The sequence below is a fragment of the Clostridium gelidum genome, assembly GCF_019977655.1.
Classification (GTDB): Bacteria; Bacillota; Clostridia; order Clostridiales; family Clostridiaceae; genus Clostridium; species Clostridium gelidum.
This window is the reverse complement of record NZ_AP024849.1, coordinates 3,061,735-3,077,551: the sequence shown is the minus strand read 5'-3', so window position 1 is coordinate 3,077,551 and position 15,817 is coordinate 3,061,735. Positions and strand designations below refer to the sequence as shown.

At 28.4% G+C, this 15,817-nt stretch carries 11 protein-coding genes and 2 pseudogenes; 8 read left to right on the top strand and 5 right to left on the bottom strand.

Annotated features, from left to right (window positions below; genetic code table 11):
• Positions 1-3 precede the first annotated feature (3 nt).
• Positions 4-1,509, bottom strand: a complete 1,506-nt coding sequence (locus tag psyc5s11_RS13810) for a glycosyltransferase family 4 protein (RefSeq protein WP_224033093.1) — start codon at positions 1,507-1,509, stop codon at positions 4-6.
• Positions 1,499-3,016, bottom strand: a complete 1,518-nt coding sequence (locus psyc5s11_RS13805; protein ID WP_224033092.1) for a glycosyltransferase family 4 protein — start codon at positions 3,014-3,016, stop codon at positions 1,499-1,501. Before psyc5s11_RS13805 ends, psyc5s11_RS13810 begins: the two co-directional genes overlap by 11 nt.
• Before the next feature lie 441 nt (positions 3,017-3,457).
• Here psyc5s11_RS13805 and psyc5s11_RS13800 point away from each other — a divergent pair.
• Positions 3,458-3,592: pseudogene (locus psyc5s11_RS13800) on the top strand (dTDP-glucose 4,6-dehydratase); the annotation flags it as partial.
• Between the two features lie 110 nt (positions 3,593-3,702).
• Here the strand turns inward: psyc5s11_RS13800 and psyc5s11_RS13795 are convergent.
• Entirely contained in the window at positions 3,703-4,497 is a 795-nt protein-coding gene (locus tag psyc5s11_RS13795; RefSeq protein WP_224033091.1) for an HAD family hydrolase, read from the bottom strand.
• A gap of 262 nt (positions 4,498-4,759) precedes the next feature.
• On the opposite strand from psyc5s11_RS13795, the gene lexA reads away from it, so the two are divergent.
• The gene (gene lexA, locus psyc5s11_RS13790; protein ID WP_224033090.1) at positions 4,760-6,298 is read left to right on the top strand and encodes a transcriptional repressor LexA; all 1,539 of its coding nucleotides are present in this window, start codon (positions 4,760-4,762) and stop codon (positions 6,296-6,298) included.
• Positions 6,299-6,464: 166 nt separating this feature from the next.
• Here lexA and psyc5s11_RS13785 read toward each other — a convergent pair whose 3' ends face one another.
• The gene (locus psyc5s11_RS13785) at positions 6,465-7,043 is read right to left on the bottom strand and encodes a 5' nucleotidase, NT5C type (RefSeq protein WP_224033089.1); all 579 of its coding nucleotides are present in this window, start codon (positions 7,041-7,043) and stop codon (positions 6,465-6,467) included.
• A gap of 95 nt (positions 7,044-7,138) precedes the next feature.
• On the opposite strand from psyc5s11_RS13785, the gene psyc5s11_RS13780 reads away from it, so the two are divergent.
• The 6 genes and pseudogenes from psyc5s11_RS13780 to mutS form a co-directional block, all read left to right on the top strand.
• On the top strand, positions 7,139-8,500 hold the full coding sequence (locus psyc5s11_RS13780; protein ID WP_224033088.1) for an MATE family efflux transporter: 1,362 nt from the start codon (positions 7,139-7,141) through the stop codon (positions 8,498-8,500).
• Between the two features lie 398 nt (positions 8,501-8,898).
• On the top strand, positions 8,899-9,690 hold the full coding sequence (locus psyc5s11_RS13775) for a helix-turn-helix domain-containing protein (protein ID WP_224033087.1): 792 nt from the start codon (positions 8,899-8,901) through the stop codon (positions 9,688-9,690).
• 112 nt (positions 9,691-9,802) lie between these two features.
• On the top strand, positions 9,803-10,804 hold the full coding sequence (locus tag psyc5s11_RS13770; protein WP_224033086.1) for an acyltransferase family protein: 1,002 nt from the start codon (positions 9,803-9,805) through the stop codon (positions 10,802-10,804).
• Between the two features lie 40 nt (positions 10,805-10,844).
• The gene (locus tag psyc5s11_RS13765) at positions 10,845-11,174 is read left to right on the top strand and encodes a hypothetical protein (RefSeq protein WP_224033085.1); all 330 of its coding nucleotides are present in this window, start codon (positions 10,845-10,847) and stop codon (positions 11,172-11,174) included.
• Between the two features lie 97 nt (positions 11,175-11,271).
• A complete protein-coding gene (locus psyc5s11_RS13760) occupies positions 11,272-11,868 on the top strand; it encodes a DUF1919 domain-containing protein (RefSeq protein ID WP_224033084.1) in 597 nt (198 codons plus the stop codon).
• Positions 11,869-12,207: 339 nt separating this feature from the next.
• A pseudogene (mutS, locus tag psyc5s11_RS13755) lies at positions 12,208-14,632 on the top strand (DNA mismatch repair protein MutS); the annotation flags it as partial.
• Between the two features lie 649 nt (positions 14,633-15,281).
• Here the strand turns inward: mutS and psyc5s11_RS13750 are convergent.
• The gene (locus psyc5s11_RS13750; protein ID WP_224033082.1) at positions 15,282-15,608 is read right to left on the bottom strand and encodes a YopX family protein; all 327 of its coding nucleotides are present in this window, start codon (positions 15,606-15,608) and stop codon (positions 15,282-15,284) included.
• Between the last annotated feature and the right edge of the window lie 209 nt (positions 15,609-15,817).

The window sequence follows — 15,817 nt, the reverse complement described above, 5'->3', positions numbered from 1 at the left end:
CTTTCAAAATCCACTCTCTAATAATGATTTGTTATATAATATCCTTTCATCCATTGGCATAAAAGAACGTGCTATTTCATTATGCTCGTAGGACTTTTGGTAATTTCCTAATTTATAGTAACATACACATAATTGAATATGAGGTAACCAAGTCCAACAACTTTCAAATATTATTTCATCATTTGTTTTAGGCATCTCTAATTGGGTTGCTAAACTATACCAAAAAGTTGCTTTCTTAATCTCATTATTTTGCAAAAACTCAAATCCAAGTCTGCAGCAGAATTCAGCACGAGGAATGTCATATTCAAAAGACTTGAATATGAATTTTCTTTCTTTTTCTGTATCCTTTAAATCGTAGTAAATATCAGCTATTTCATAGCAAACTTTTATTTTATGCCTTTTAGGAAGCTCTTCTCTGAGCAAAAATTTCTTATAATATTCAATAGCCTCAGTGAAATTTCCTATTTGTTTTAACTTATTTCCATAATTATAGTTGACTTCTTCGGTAAGTAATTGATTATATAGTCTTATATATTCTCTGGCCATGGTATCTTTGCTGAAATGATCGGCTACATATTCACGAAGCAACTTTGCTTCAGGAAATTGATTACTATTTAGTTTTTCCACCATTTCATTTACAGAAGAGCAGATTAGATTTTGAAAACCTTCCATAACTTCAGGAACTGCTCCATTTGGAAAGGCAAGTATAGGTGTACCACAAGCCATAGCTTCAATCATTACAAGACCAAAAGGTTCCTCCCAAGATGTTGGGAAAAGTAAGCATTTTGCTTTTTTTAGTAGATCCTGCTTTTGTTGTCCACCTACTTCACCAATGTATTGAATGTTTGGATTCTTTTTAATTCTCGGCTCAACATGATTGGTGTAGTAATCGTAGTTGCAAATTGGACCAGCTATTATCAGTTTTTTATTGGTTTTTTCAGCAACATCTATAGCATAGTTTATGCCTTTATGCCAGTTCACTAATCCTAAAAAGAGGAGATAATCTTCCTTAACCTCAGAAAATTGATATTCATTAAGATCTATGCCATTGTAGACGAAAAACCCATAATTCTTACCAATAATATTCAAGGAACTATTACTTACATAAACAGGATAATCAACGGAATTGTATCGTCGAGCATGAATAGTGCAAATTGTTGGAATATCAAGTTTTCTAAGACCAACAACTGAGTCAATGGTATGGTCATGAATTATATCAATATTTTCAGGCAGTGTCTTTTGTACAAAATCAGCAATACTTTGTGGACTTGGATTAGTATCCTCGTAATTAATAATTTCAGCACTGCTTTTGCTTCCTTTAGGTGCATAAAGATATACCTGATGACCAAGTTTTACAAGCTGTTCAGTTAGGTCATAGATAACTTTTTCGGCTCCACCATATTTAGGAGGTGGAACAAGATAATAACCTGGTGCAACTTGTACAATTCGTAATGGTCTAGATAAATTGGTTTTATTAATAGTATCTGTTTCTGTTGTGTTATTTATCATTTTTCAAAATCCCCTCCAATAACGATTTATTATATAATACCCTTTCATCTGTTGGTATAAAAGAACGTGCTATTTCATTATGCTCGTAGGACTTTTGGTAATCACCCAATTTATAGTAACATACACATAATTGAATATGTGGTAACCAAGTCCAGCAAGAGTCTATTATTATTTCTTCCTTTTCTTTAGGTATATCTAAATTAGTAGCCAAATTATACCAAAATGTTGAATTGTCAATCTCATTATTTTCTAAAAACTCATATCCAAGTCTGCAGCAGAATTCAGCATGAGGAGTGCCATATTCAAAAGACTTAAATATAAATTTTCTTTCATTTTCTATATCATTTAAATTGTAGTAAATATCAGCTATTTCATAGCAAACTTTTATTTTATATCTTTTAGGAAGTTCTTCTGCGGACAGAAATTTCTTATAATATTCAATAGCCTCAGTGAAATTTCCGATTTCTTTTAACTTATTTCCATAATTATAGTTAACTTGCTCCAAGAGTAGTTTATTATATAGCTTTAGATATTCTCTTGCCATAGTATTTCTGCTGAAATGACCCTCTACATAATTACGAAGTAGATTAGCATCTGGAAATTGATTGGTATTTAATTTTTGTATCATTTCATCTACAGAAGAGCAGATAAGATTTGGAAATCCTTGCATAACTTCTGGAACTGAACCATTAGAAAAGGCAAGTACAGGTGTACCACAAGCCATAGCTTCAATCATTACAAGACCAAAAGGTTCTTCCCAAGAGGTTGGAAAAAGAAAGCACTTTGCTTTCTTAAATAAATCTTGCTTTTGCTGTCCACCTACTTCACCTACGTATTCAATATTAGGATTATTTTTAATTCTTGGCTCAATTTCTTTAGTGTAATATTCGTAGTTGTAAATTGGACCAGCTATTTTAAGCTTTTGATTGGTCTTCTCAGCAACATCTATTGCATAGTTTATCCCTTTATACCAGGCTACCAATCCTAAAAATAGAAGATAATCTTCCTTAACTTCAGAAAATTGATATTCAGCAAGATCTATACCATTGTAAACAAAAAATCCATAATCATTACCAATAACATTTAATGCTCTATTACTCACGTAAACAGGGTAGTCAACAGGATTAGATATAGCATTATGCATAGTACAAACTGTTGGAATAGGGAGCTTTCTTCGTCCTATAACTGAGTCATGAGTATGATCATGTATTATATCAACATTATCAGGCAGTGTCTTTAAAACAAACTCAGCGATACTTTCTGAACTTGGACTAGTATGCTCATAATTAATAATTATAGCACTACTTTTGCTTCCTTTTGGGGCATAAAGATATACCTCGTGGCCTAGGTTTACGAGCTCTTCGGTGAGGTCATAGACAACCCTTTCAATTCCGCCATAGTTTTGAGGCGGAACAGGATACCAATCGGGTGCAACGTGTACAATTCGTAATGGGCGAGGTGAGCTAGATTTATTAATAGTGACTGTTGGTATTGGGTCATTTGACATTTTTCAAAACCCCCTCAAATAAATAGTTTCTTTCTACTTAAAAATTATCAATCAAATTTAAAAATACGTTATAAATATATTTTTTGTTAATTCAACAATATTATTAGTTGAGTCAGTATCTAACAATATTGATTTCATGCATATAATCTTCAATGAATTCCATTCACTTTTAAATAGAATCGTGTTCATTTTAACAATCACAAAAAGACTAATTACAATACATCATATGAATTTTCTGATAAGAGGTACCTAATAAGTTTTATACTTTATAATGACAAAATTAAGAAGGGACGATAGGTATTGGATTATGAATTAAACGTGGATTTTATCATAAGACAGGAAAATGCGTAAAAAAGACAATTACCAATTATAAATAAGTTCCAGAAGTAGAGGTTGGTGTAATCAACGAAGACATATTTAGTTACAGGTGGAGCAGGATTTATAGTAGCAAATATTATTTTATATTTAATAAATTTAGATAAATTAACTTATGGAGGAAATTTAGAAAATCTTAAGTTAATAGGAGATGGTAAAAGATATACACTTGTTCAAGGAGATATTTGTGATAAAGAATTAAGACGCTATCCTGAAACTACTTTTGAAGTTGTAATTATGTGGATAGTTTTGTTTTTACACAAAACTACCTACTTTTTTAAAAAAATATTTCAAGGTTTAACTATCAGATTTTATATTATATTGTAGTGCTTTAATGCAGAAAAAATTCCATCTTCATCAACATCTTTTGTAACAAAAGAAACTAAATCAAATAGCAGGGGATGACTATTACCCATAGCAATACTATTTTCTACATATTCAAGCATAGATAAATCATTGGTACTATCACCAATTGCATATGTATTTTGGTGGGGAATATCTAAGTGCTCTATTAAATATTTTATCCCAGTTGCTTTTGAAAATCCGAGTGGCACTAATTCATAAAAATCTTCACCACGGTGTATAAATTCAAGGGTATTTTCAAATTCATTATGAAAAGCTTCAAAATCACTAGATTCATTATTCCAAATAACTAATTTATCAAAATCAATATCAGAATCATCAAAGGTTTGTCCTTTATAAAAACCTACGTTTATATGACGAGCTTTAATTCTAAGTACCTCTTTAGAACATATATTTATATCATTATCATAGTAAACACCATTTTTGCCTTCTAATATTGCATCAATATGATATTCACGTAACTTACTTACAATTTGTCTTGATAAATTTACACCAAGACTTCTATGGAATAATTCTTTGTTTTTAAATTCTATATAAGTCCCACATCCACATACATATCCATCAAAGTTAAGATCTTGAATACAATCATCAATTTCTAAAATTGGTCTACCTGTATTAATAAATACAAGATGTCCATTTTCTTGAGTTTTTCTTATAGCTTCTTTAGCACTATCTGGAACAGTAAAAGTTTTTTCGCTTAATAATGTTCCATCAATGTCAAAAAATATAATACTTTGTTTCATTTTATTCTCCTTTCGTACTTGTCCATAATTTTAATATTTTTACTTTAGTATCATAGTTTTACTTTTTTTATTATACATATTTTAAAGAATCAACACAACGTTTGTATATTCTGTAAAATATAAAGATATCTTTATATTTAATGAGTCACAATTCCTCAAAACTTTACACATAATCATTTAATATAGTATAATTACACAATAGTTTAAAATTTTCGCACGGTATATATTTATAAATTAAAAAACTGATGGAAGGAGGATAAACATGGAATTTAATAGAGCGCAAAGTAAAATAATTAATAATAAGCCTAACGGTCATATGTTAATAAAAGGTGTAGCTGGCACTGGAAAGACTACTGCATTTATTAATAAGATACCCACATTACTTAATAAGTATTGCATATCCAAAGATGATAAGCTACTTATAGCAACTAATAATGAAGAAGTTTTAAAAAATGTATCATTTATTTATGAAAACATAGCAGATGAAAAATATCATCAGAATAGTTTTTTTGATGAAGATAATAGTTACAAATTAGAAATGAGTACAGTAGATTCTTTAATGATTTATTATTTTAATCAATATAATAAATCTAACAAAAAGAAAGTTGCTATTGCATCTATTACAGAATGTAAAAATACGCTTGAAGAAGCAATAAAGATTATAGCTAAGAAATATGAAAATAATAAGATTAATATACTAAATATTGCATTTATAGAGTTTATACAAGAAGAAATCAAGTGGATAAAATCTTGTGATTATATAAATATTGAAGAATATAAGACTGCCAATAGACCTTATAGAGTAAGTAACTCAAGTAATAATGTCCCTAAAATTCTTAGAAAAAATTCCAAACAGAGACAAGTTGTATTTGAAATTTTAGTTGAGTATAATAATAATTTAAAAAAGGTAAATAAGATAGATCATAAAGATATGGAACTTATAGCTCTAGAAGAAGCTCAAAAAAATCCAAGTAAGAATTATACTCATATTTTTATAGATAGTTGCCAAGATTTAACGAAGGTTCAAATAGATTTTTTAAAAGCACTATATAATGAAAAAACTTATTCAAGCATAACCTTTGTAATTGATATGATGCAATATAATAATCCTTATGCATATCTTACAAAGGGACGATCTTTTGCTACATTAGGGTATGATATGAAGGGGAAAAGTATTTCTTTAAAGGCTATTTTTATTGAAGAAGAAGCTAAAATGAATAAAATAAAAACATCTGATAAAATTGAACAAGCACAAGCTGAAAATAATATAAAAGATAATTTAGATAAGTCAGCTTTGACTTTAGATACTATTGAATATATAGACTTAAAAAGAAATGTATCTCATAAATTTATAAAAGATTCTGGATCTGTAGATGAAATTTACATTGAATACAATGGAACTGAGGAAAAAGTGGAAGATGTCTTAAGCATTCCAGTATTTAATGAAATTGCAGCAGGAAGTCCAATTCTTATGAATGATTCTATTGAAGATAATTACTATTTGCCAAAAGAATGGATACGAAAGTCTAAAGATGTTTTCATGCTTAAAGTAAAAGGTGATTCTATGATAAATAAAAACATTTATGATGGAGATTATGTAGTAATAAGTAAGCAAAATACCCCAAATGTTAGAGATATAGTTGCAGTGGACATTGAAGGAGAAGCTACTTTAAAAACATATAGAATTATGGATGGGAAGATAGCTCTTATGCCAGAAAATGAAATGTACGAACCTATTATTATAGAAGATCAACAATTTTGCTTTCTTGGAGTAGCTATTGGACTAATAAAAAATCCGTAAAGATTATAAAAATCCTTATAGTAATTGATATAATTGCTATAAGGATTATATTCTTTATTCAGGATATGTATTTCTTAATGAATTTTAAGAAGTTGTTAATATTAGAAATGAAGGTTATAGAATGGTAAGAAGTCAATAAGAGTTGGGTATAAGAATATGGCATAAGTTAAACTGCTTTTTTCTCTTTGGACATTTCAGTTATGATTTGTAATATTTCATTCCAACTATATGCTCTAATAATATTATTATTTAGTGGAAATCTATTATAGTTTGTATCTAGTAATATAACTTTAAAGCCACTGTTTGATAGATCTATGGCATTATCATAACTGTCTTCTATGAAAATATCACAATTTAAATCTATTGCTTTAGGAACTTTATTATGAGTACCTAAAATAAAAACTTCATCAAATGGAATTTCATGGTTCAATAAATATAGATAAGTTAAAAGTTCTAAAGATTTATCTCTAGCAGTTATAAAATAGAGGTTGTTAAATTTATGGAGTATGTCTAATGTATCTATGACATCATCTCTTAATTTTTGGTTAGTATGAATTTCAAACTTATATTTTTCATAGAATTCTAAGTAGTCATTTCGGTCAACATTAAGCACTTTGGAAATATCGTAAGATGTAATTTGACTTTCAGATATATTAGAATTAAAATAATTGTTTGCATAACGTAACCAATAATAAGGGTCAGTTATAGTTCCATCAATATCAATACATATATTTAAATTTTTCATTTTTTTCACCTTCCTTTAATAAATATTATATTCAATAAATGTTAAAAATGAATTAACTTTAGGTTATAGTTTAAAAGACTAGAAAGGGGAATATTGTGACAAAAGATATGACAAGTGGTAATATACCAAAGCAGTTAGTGACATTTGCATTACCTATGATTTTAGGTAATATGTTTCAACTAACTTATAATGCAGTAGATGCTATTATAGTAGGACGTTTTGTAGGAACAAATTCGCTTGCAGCAGTGGGGGCCGCAAATCCAGTAATGAATATTGTTATATTTTTTATTGTTGGTATCTGCATGGGTACATCTATTTTAATGAGCGAATATTTTGGAGAAGGAAATATTAAAAAACTAAAAAGAGAAATATCTACTTCAATGATAGTTGGAATAATTTTCACTATTGTTATGAGCATAATTGGTTTCTTTTTAGCCAAGCCTATCTTAATGCTTATACGAACTCCAATTGAAATTATTCCAGAGGCGGCTTTGTATTTAAAAACAATATTTTGTGGACTAATATTCACTTTTTTATATAACATATATTCTGCTACATTACGTAGTATAGGTGATTCTAAAACGCCTATTTTATTTTTAATATTTTCATCTATATTAAATGCTATTTTAGCTGTTTTGCTTGTAGTTGGTTTAAACCTAGGTGTACTTGGAGCAGCTATTGCTACTGTAGTTTCACAGGCTGTATCTTCTATTTTATGTATTATATACGTATATAGAAAGGTGCCTATTTTGCGTTTTTCAAAAAGTGAAATAACAATAGATACATCCCTTTTAAAAAATACAATAAACTATAGTTCTGTTACAGCGCTTCAACAAATTTGTCTTTACATAGGTAAATTATTAGTTCAAGGATCTGTTAATCCACTCGGAGTAAACAGTATAGCAACATTTAATGCAGTTACTCGTATAGATGATTTTGCGTTTACGCCTCAGCAAAGTATTTCTAGTGCTATGACTATATTTATTGCTCAAAACAGAGGTGGTCATAAAAATGAACGTATAAAAAAAGGGTTTCGTTATGGAATGATATTAGAAATCATTTATTGGACTATAATAGTATTCCCTGTATATTTCGGTTCAAGAAGTATAATGCAATTGTTTGTACCAGACAGTGGTGCACAAATTATTCATCTTGGAGTTATTTATTTAGAAAGTATGGCGCTCTTTTACATATTGCCTGGACTTACCAACGGACTTCAAGGCTATTTTAGAGGTATGGGAGATTTAAAAATAACTTTAATTTCTACATTTCTTCAAATATTAACTAGAGTAATTTTTTCATATATACTAGCACCACGTTATGGAATAGCAGGTATTGCATTTAGTTGCCTAGCTGGATGGATAGTAATGCTTTCTTATGAAGTACCTTCATATTTTATAAATCGCAAACAATTTATAAGTAACAATGATAAGTTATCAACTAGCAATAATCAATAATCAATTGTTGATTATTATTGGATGAAATTCAGTATTTAGTTAAAATTTAAAGTGTGTAATCTAAAAAACACGCTTCAAATTTTAATTTTTTATTTTTTATACAAAATTACATACTTTTATAAAAAACTTTATAGTCAAAATGAATCCATAATATCGTTCACAGTTTAGAATTAAGCTCTAGTATGAACTATTATAAATTATATATCAAAGCTTTAGTCACGACATAGTGAAATAATAAAAGAAAATAATCACTATATGATGATTCAAAGAGATAATTTTATCAGATGGTAATATTAGGCTGAGAATGGTCAAATTTGCAATTGGCAAATTTTCATCTTAAGACATATAATGATATTGTCACTAGATGGTGACAATATCATTAAGGAAGTGATTGATTTATGACTATTACAATTGTTACAGCAGAAAATAGAAGACTTTATCCAGCTATAGTATATAGCCTTGAAGATAAAGAACAAAAGAATCCAATTTTCGATATTGATGATATTTTCGATTTGCTATATAAAAGCCAAAATATTTTGGTTATATCCACTCAATTTGATCAATATGGAAAAGAACTTAAAATTTTTAATGGTGAATTAGGAAAATCAGATATAAAAGCTTTGTTTTCAGCAAAAGACATTAAAGCTGGCAATGAATTAGATTGTGTTATGACTTTATCTGAAGCAGCAAAGAAATGGGGATTATCTAATGGATCCACAATTCGGAAATCTATAGAAAGAGGAAAATTTGAACAAGATGAGATAAAGCAGGCAGGAGATGTATGGATTACAACTTATTCTGCAATGGAGAGGGTATTTGGTTCAATAAAAAATGAAGAAAATGCATATGTAATATATGATGATTTTGAATGTGTGTATTTAACAAAGATGTATTATCAGTACTGCAATTTAGGGTATATTAGGGATATAAACTCAGCCTATTATAATAAAATATTGAAGGATTATGAAGAAAAATATCAATATGTAAAAGGGATATTTGAAAATGCCTTAAGAGCTATAAGAAACAATGAAAAAGTAATTATAAAGAAAAGTAGAAACAACAAAGTCAGAGAAATATTAACCACAGAAGGTGAATTTTTTCTATATTTAAATACGTTTCATAGTAGAAGGAATATGGCCCCAGAAATGCTTAATAGATTAATGGAGGAATTAAAAGCAATTCGAAAATAAAATTTAAATGTCTAATTTAAATGTCTAATTTAAATAAAATGCTTTTTGGGGGGGGATTAGATAAATTAAATACCCATCCCAATATAAATAATTTAAAGGGGATTGATGTGATATGGAAACAAAAAATTCTACTTATTATGGAATGATTGATGTATTGCGATTAGTTTTTGCTGCTTTAGTTGTATCTATTCATACAATGGCTTTTAAGTCTATAAATGAAGATTTATGGATTGCAACTAGCATGGGGATAGCTAGACTTGCAGTGCCATTTTTCTTTATAGTTACAGGTTATTTTTTGTATAATCGAATAAATTCAGAAAAAGAACCTAAATCAACTTTAAAACGGTTATTAATTCTTTATGTTTCATGGGTGCTTATAGAGATTATAACGTTATTTCCAATGGTTTTAAGTAATTTAGGTACTTCGCCAATATTTCTTATTGAACGATTATTATTTATGGGTATTACAGGAAGTCTTTGGTATATATCTTCTTTAATAATTGCTATTTTTGTAATATCACCATTGCTTAAAAAAGATAAAATATTACTTTTGATTATTATTGGATTTGTATTATATTTATTTGGAGCAACCGGAGATACCTATTTTGGGTTATTTGAAAAAACTATGATAACTCATTTAATTAATGGATATACTGGAGTATTTGTCATGCCACAAATAGGTATTACTGAATCAATTATTTTTGTATCTATAGGTGCAGCAGTTAATAAATATAAATTTAATGAAAAGATAAAAAATGCAGGATTACTAAGTATAATTTCAATTATATTATTACTCATTGAAACCTTTGTATTAAATAAAACTGGTATTGCTAAAGATGCTAACATGTATCTATCAGCAATAATTGCAGCTCCTTTAATTTTAGTTTGGGCAATTAATTGCAATATAAGTATTTCAACTAGGATTTCTAAAGCTTGTAGAGATTATAGTTTAGGAATATATTGTTCTCATCAAATAATTATGATTTGGATTGCAATGTTTGCACCTATGTTATTTGAAAATACAATGATTAGATTTATTTGTACCTTATTAATATCAACCTTAATAATTACAATTTTAAGAAAGACTAAAGCAAAAAAAATACTTTTAAAATGATTTTTTGATTATACCCAAAAATAAATGGGAGGTTGTTATTATGGTATTAGTAAATTGTAAATGGAGACAGCAGAATATAATAAATAATGTTGAGTCTGTAGAAATTGATGGTATTCAAATCTTCAAGCATGTAAAGACTGAAGGCATGAGAATATATTTTGACTCTAAAATTGGAGATGAAGTAAGAAACATGGACAAGTCATCATTTATGGAATATATGCTAATAATGGAGGCTATAATGGAGATTCCGGGATGGGCTGCTCTTGCAATTAGTATTTTACCTGTAGTAAATGATAGTGTATTTGAAGGATACAAGTATACAGTATGTAGACCTAATAGACCCATGGACTGCCAAAGACTTCTAAAATAATAATATATATAAAGATAAAAGTGGTTAGGAGTGTATTACTCCGAAACAGAGGAACTGTAGGTTTTGAATAAATAAAATACATGGGAGTGATGTTTAAATGTTATCAAAAACAAACTCAATATTAAATTTGAAAGATGAAAATTTCAGTATAATATGTAATAATTGCCTTGGGGGATTTATATATCAACATTACAACATTGAATATAGAACCCCTACCCTAGGGTTATTTTTTTTAGCTAGAGATTATGTTAAATTTTTGTCTGATATTAAATTTTATCTTTCAAAGCAATTAGAATTTATTAATCCAAAAGAATCAATTTATTATGATGATTTTAAAAACTCGGAATTATCTATGGACTTTCCAATTGCCAAGTTGTATGATATTGAAATATTCTTTATGCATTATAAAAACGAAGAAGAAGTAATAGAAAAATGGACTAGGCGAATAGATAAAATTAATTGGAAAAACTTAATAATTGTTTTTGCTGAAAATGAAACATGTAACTTAGATATAATAAAACAATTTGATGCTCTTCCATTTAGTAATAAAATATGTTTTACAAGAGATGATCATCCAGATATAAAATCATCATGTTTTATAGAAGAAATGAAAGATCCTAAAAGATTATGGGATGTGGAAACAATAATGAAGCATTTTGACATAACAGAGTTTATTGATAACAGGTCTAATTAATGTAGAATAGGGAATTTATTTAATAATAAAACTTATTTCCATATGTATATATATAAGTTTCAATAATGATTTTACAATTAGGAATTCTAAAATTCTAAGATTCTAAAGAATTTTAGAACTTTAGAATCTTAGAATTTAAGAATTTTAGAATTTGCTTGTAAAATGCGGGTTAAGAGATATGTGAAAACTTTATTGCAACATATATATTAAAATAAAAATAATGAAAATCCCTAGAATAATTGTTATAATTGTCCTAGGGATTTTATATATGTAATTAAATATTAAAAAAATGTCAATATTCTAAAAGAATAGATAGACATTTAGAGGAGGAAATATATTATGGCTTTAACGCCAATGATGGTTGAATACATGAAGACTAAGGAAGAATACAGTGATTGTATTCTATTTTATAGATTAGGTGATTTTTATGAAATGTTTTTTGATGATGCACTTACGGTATCTCGTGAACTAGAACTCGTACTTACAGGAAAGTCATGTGGACTTGAGGAGAGAGCTCCTATGTGTGGAATTCCACATCATGCAGCAGCTGCTTATGTACCAAGACTTGTTAATAAAGGATATAAGGTTGCAATCTGTGAACAACTTGAAGATCCAAAAGAAGCTAAAGGAATTGTTAAGCGTGGTGTTGTTAAGATAATTACACCTGGAACATTTGTAGATGCTAGTAACACTCTTGAAAATGATAATACTTATTTAATGGCTATATATGAAAATGATGAAAATTTCGGTATAGCAATTTCAGATATAAGTACTGGTGAATTTAAAACGACTTCTTTTGATAATATAAGAATAAGCTTACTTGATGAAATTGCAAAGGTTTCACCAAAAGAAATCCTTGTAGATGAAAATATAAGCAAAAGTCTTATAGAAGATATAAAAGGAGTAACTCCTGCATTTATATCTACAAAGAATTTCAATGAATTTTTTGTTACAAAAGAAGAACTTTTAAATCAATTTTCAGATTTAGAAGTTGCAGGGTTAAATAAGGAAAGAGAACATGTTAGCTCAGTATTACTTAAGTACATATATGAAACTCAAATGATGAGTTTAACTAACATAAATTTATTAGAGCAATATGAAATCATAAATTACATGACTATTGATGGTAATTCAAGAAGAAACCTAGAACTTACTGAAAGTATAAGAGAAAAAAATAAAAAAGGTTCTCTTTTATGGGTACTTGATAAAAGTGCCACATCTATGGGTGGAAGAACACTCCGTAAGTGGATAGAAGAACCTTTAATTATTAAATCTGAAATAGAAAAAAGATTAAGTGGAGTTAACGAAGCATTTAATTCTATAAGTTTTAATGAAGATTTAAGAACTTCTTTAAAAGAAATCTATGATATAGAAAGAATTGTTGGTAAGATTTCTAACAAAAATGTAAATGCAAAGGATATGTTATCACTTAAAGCGTCCTTAAATAAAATTCCAGCAATTAAAGAGTTATTAAAATATGCAAAGTCTGATCTTTTAAAAGAATACTATGAAAATTTAGATGAATTAGATGATGTAAGAAGATTGTTAGATGCGTCAATTAAAGAAGAGCCATCTTTAAGTATAAAAGAAGGAAATATAATAAAACAAGGCTATAATGCAGAAGTTGATGAATTAATACAATCAAAACTTCATGGCAAGGAATGGATTGCAGCTCTAGAAAATCAAGAAAGGGAGTTTTCTGGAATTAAATCATTAAAAGTTGGTTATAACAAGGTTTTTGGATATTATATTGAAATAACCAAATCAAATTACAACTCTATTCCAGAAGGAAGATATATAAGAAAACAAACTTTAGCTAATGCTGAAAGATATATAACAGAAGAGCTTAAGGTAATGGAAGATAAAATCTTAGGCTCAGAGGAAAAACTTATTAATTTAGAATATGCTTTATTTAATGAAGTGCGCGATACTATAGAAAAAGAAATTGCTAGACTTAAGCAAAGTGCTAAAATTATTTCAAATTTAGATGGAATATCTACATTAGCTTTAGTAGCTCTTGAAAATGATTATGTTAAACCAGAAATAAATGAAGAGGGACTAATTAAAATAGTTGATGGAAGACATCCAGTTGTTGAAAAAGTAATAGGACGTGGAGAGTTTGTTTCTAACAATACTACATTGAATCAAACAGATAAAGAGTTATTACTTATAACAGGACCTAATATGGCAGGTAAATCTACATATATGAGACAGGTAGCACTTATTACTTTAATGGCTCAAATAGGTTCTTTTGTACCAGCCTCTTCTGCGAATATTTCAATATGTGATAAAATATTTACTAGAATTGGAGCCTCTGATGATTTAGCAGGTGGAAAATCAACATTCATGGTTGAAATGTGGGAAGTATCTAACATACTTAAAAATGCTACATCTAAGAGCTTAGTGTTACTGGATGAAGTTGGACGTGGAACTTCAACATATGATGGACTTTCTATAGCATGGTCAGTTATTGAATACATAACTGGAAATGAAGCTTTAAGATGCAAAACATTATTTGCAACTCACTATCATGAATTAGTAAAACTTGAGGGAATCTTACCTGGAGTTAAGAACTATTCTGTAGCAGTTAAGAAAATGAAAGATAGCGTAATTTTCCTTAGAAAAATAGTTGAAGGCGGAGCCGATGAATCTTATGGTATAGAAGTTGCAAAACTAGCAGGCCTTCCAGAGAAAGTAATAAGCCGTGCTCGAGAAATACTTCTTGGTATAGAAGGAGAAAATAGTTTTGATATTCATAAGGTAACTAATGGTGAATTTAAAGTGAATGATGAAGCTGCTATAGATAGTGTTACTGCTAAAAATGATGGTTATGGTTCTGAAAAAGCTTTAGAAGTAACTAATGAAACAGTTAATGAGACTGTAGAGGAATTTAAAGTTGAAAGTAATTCTTCTAATAGTGTTGAAATTAACTTAGAGGATGAAAGTTTTGATAATTCTCTAGTTAAAGAAGAAAGTACTCATAAGAAACATAAGCATAAGGATGTTTCTAATAATATGCAGTTGGATTTTGCTTTTATGGAAAAAGAAGCTTTTCTTAAGGAGATTAGTGAAGTTGATATTTTAGGGTTAAATCCTATGGAGGCTATGAATACTTTGTATAGGTTGGTGGCTGAGGCTAAGAAGTTGAATAATTAATGACAAAGTGTGGGGCTTGTTACGGCTCCCCTCCACCAAACTTAGAAATCCCGCCAATGCAAATGAGTATTGTCGGGATTTCTAAGTTTAAGGTAAATAAAGATAGTGTGATAATCGTAACCACACTTTTCATTGAAAAACATTTTGAATTATATATGCAAAATTTAACTATAGATAAAGGATAATATATTCTATATAAATTAACAAAGAAAAATGCTCCCATTTATAAACATTCTTGCAATTAAAAATATTACATATTAGCGTTTAAGACTTTCATACTTATTTCCAATGATTTCATTCTCACAATTCTCATTGAAGAGGTAAACAGAATTATCTCCATTATTTATCCACCAACTGCCATTATAAAATTTAACTTCACCAGTAAAACATATATTTGGGCCATCTATTACAACTGATTTTTGATATACTATATCTCCTTCATAGATATTATTTCCATGAATATCATTAAGTTCAGTATATTGCAAAAACGCTAAGTAATCCCTATCTAATAAGTCTGTCTTTACATTTTGGCACATATAATTAGTGTTTTTATGCCATGCTCGAAACTTAATATCTCTGCTCATATTTGTTATCCCCCTTTCTACGTATCATTTAAATCATTTCAATAAAATTCCTTTTCTATTCTTATTTATATACAAAATTAATATAAAAAATCACGCTAAGAAAATATTTATTCTTAATGATAACTTTATTAGCAATTAAATCACTCAATATAGTTGAAGAGTAAATTTATAGCTTGCATTCTAATGGGATATAATCAATAAAAATGTTA

What these genes read in the sequence shown, in the direction of transcription:
- psyc5s11_RS13810 (WP_224033093.1), bottom strand. Translation starts at nt 1,509, where the DNA reads ATGATAAATAACACAACAGAAACAGATACTATTAATAAAACCAATTTA.
- psyc5s11_RS13805 (WP_224033092.1), bottom strand. Translation starts at nt 3,016, where the DNA reads ATGTCAAATGACCCAATACCAACAGTCACTATTAATAAATCTAGCTCA.
- psyc5s11_RS13795 (WP_224033091.1), bottom strand. Translation starts at nt 4,497, where the DNA reads ATGAAACAAAGTATTATATTTTTTGACATTGATGGAACATTATTAAGC.
- lexA (WP_224033090.1), top strand. Translation starts at nt 4,760, where the DNA reads ATGGAATTTAATAGAGCGCAAAGTAAAATAATTAATAATAAGCCTAAC.
- psyc5s11_RS13785 (WP_224033089.1), bottom strand. Translation starts at nt 7,043, where the DNA reads ATGAAAAATTTAAATATATGTATTGATATTGATGGAACTATAACTGAC.
- psyc5s11_RS13775 (WP_224033087.1), top strand. Translation starts at nt 8,899, where the DNA reads ATGACTATTACAATTGTTACAGCAGAAAATAGAAGACTTTATCCAGCT.
- psyc5s11_RS13770 (WP_224033086.1), top strand. Translation starts at nt 9,803, where the DNA reads ATGGAAACAAAAAATTCTACTTATTATGGAATGATTGATGTATTGCGA.
- psyc5s11_RS13765 (WP_224033085.1), top strand. Translation starts at nt 10,845, where the DNA reads ATGGTATTAGTAAATTGTAAATGGAGACAGCAGAATATAATAAATAAT.
- psyc5s11_RS13760 (WP_224033084.1), top strand. Translation starts at nt 11,272, where the DNA reads ATGTTATCAAAAACAAACTCAATATTAAATTTGAAAGATGAAAATTTC.
- psyc5s11_RS13750 (WP_224033082.1), bottom strand. Translation starts at nt 15,608, where the DNA reads ATGAGCAGAGATATTAAGTTTCGAGCATGGCATAAAAACACTAATTAT.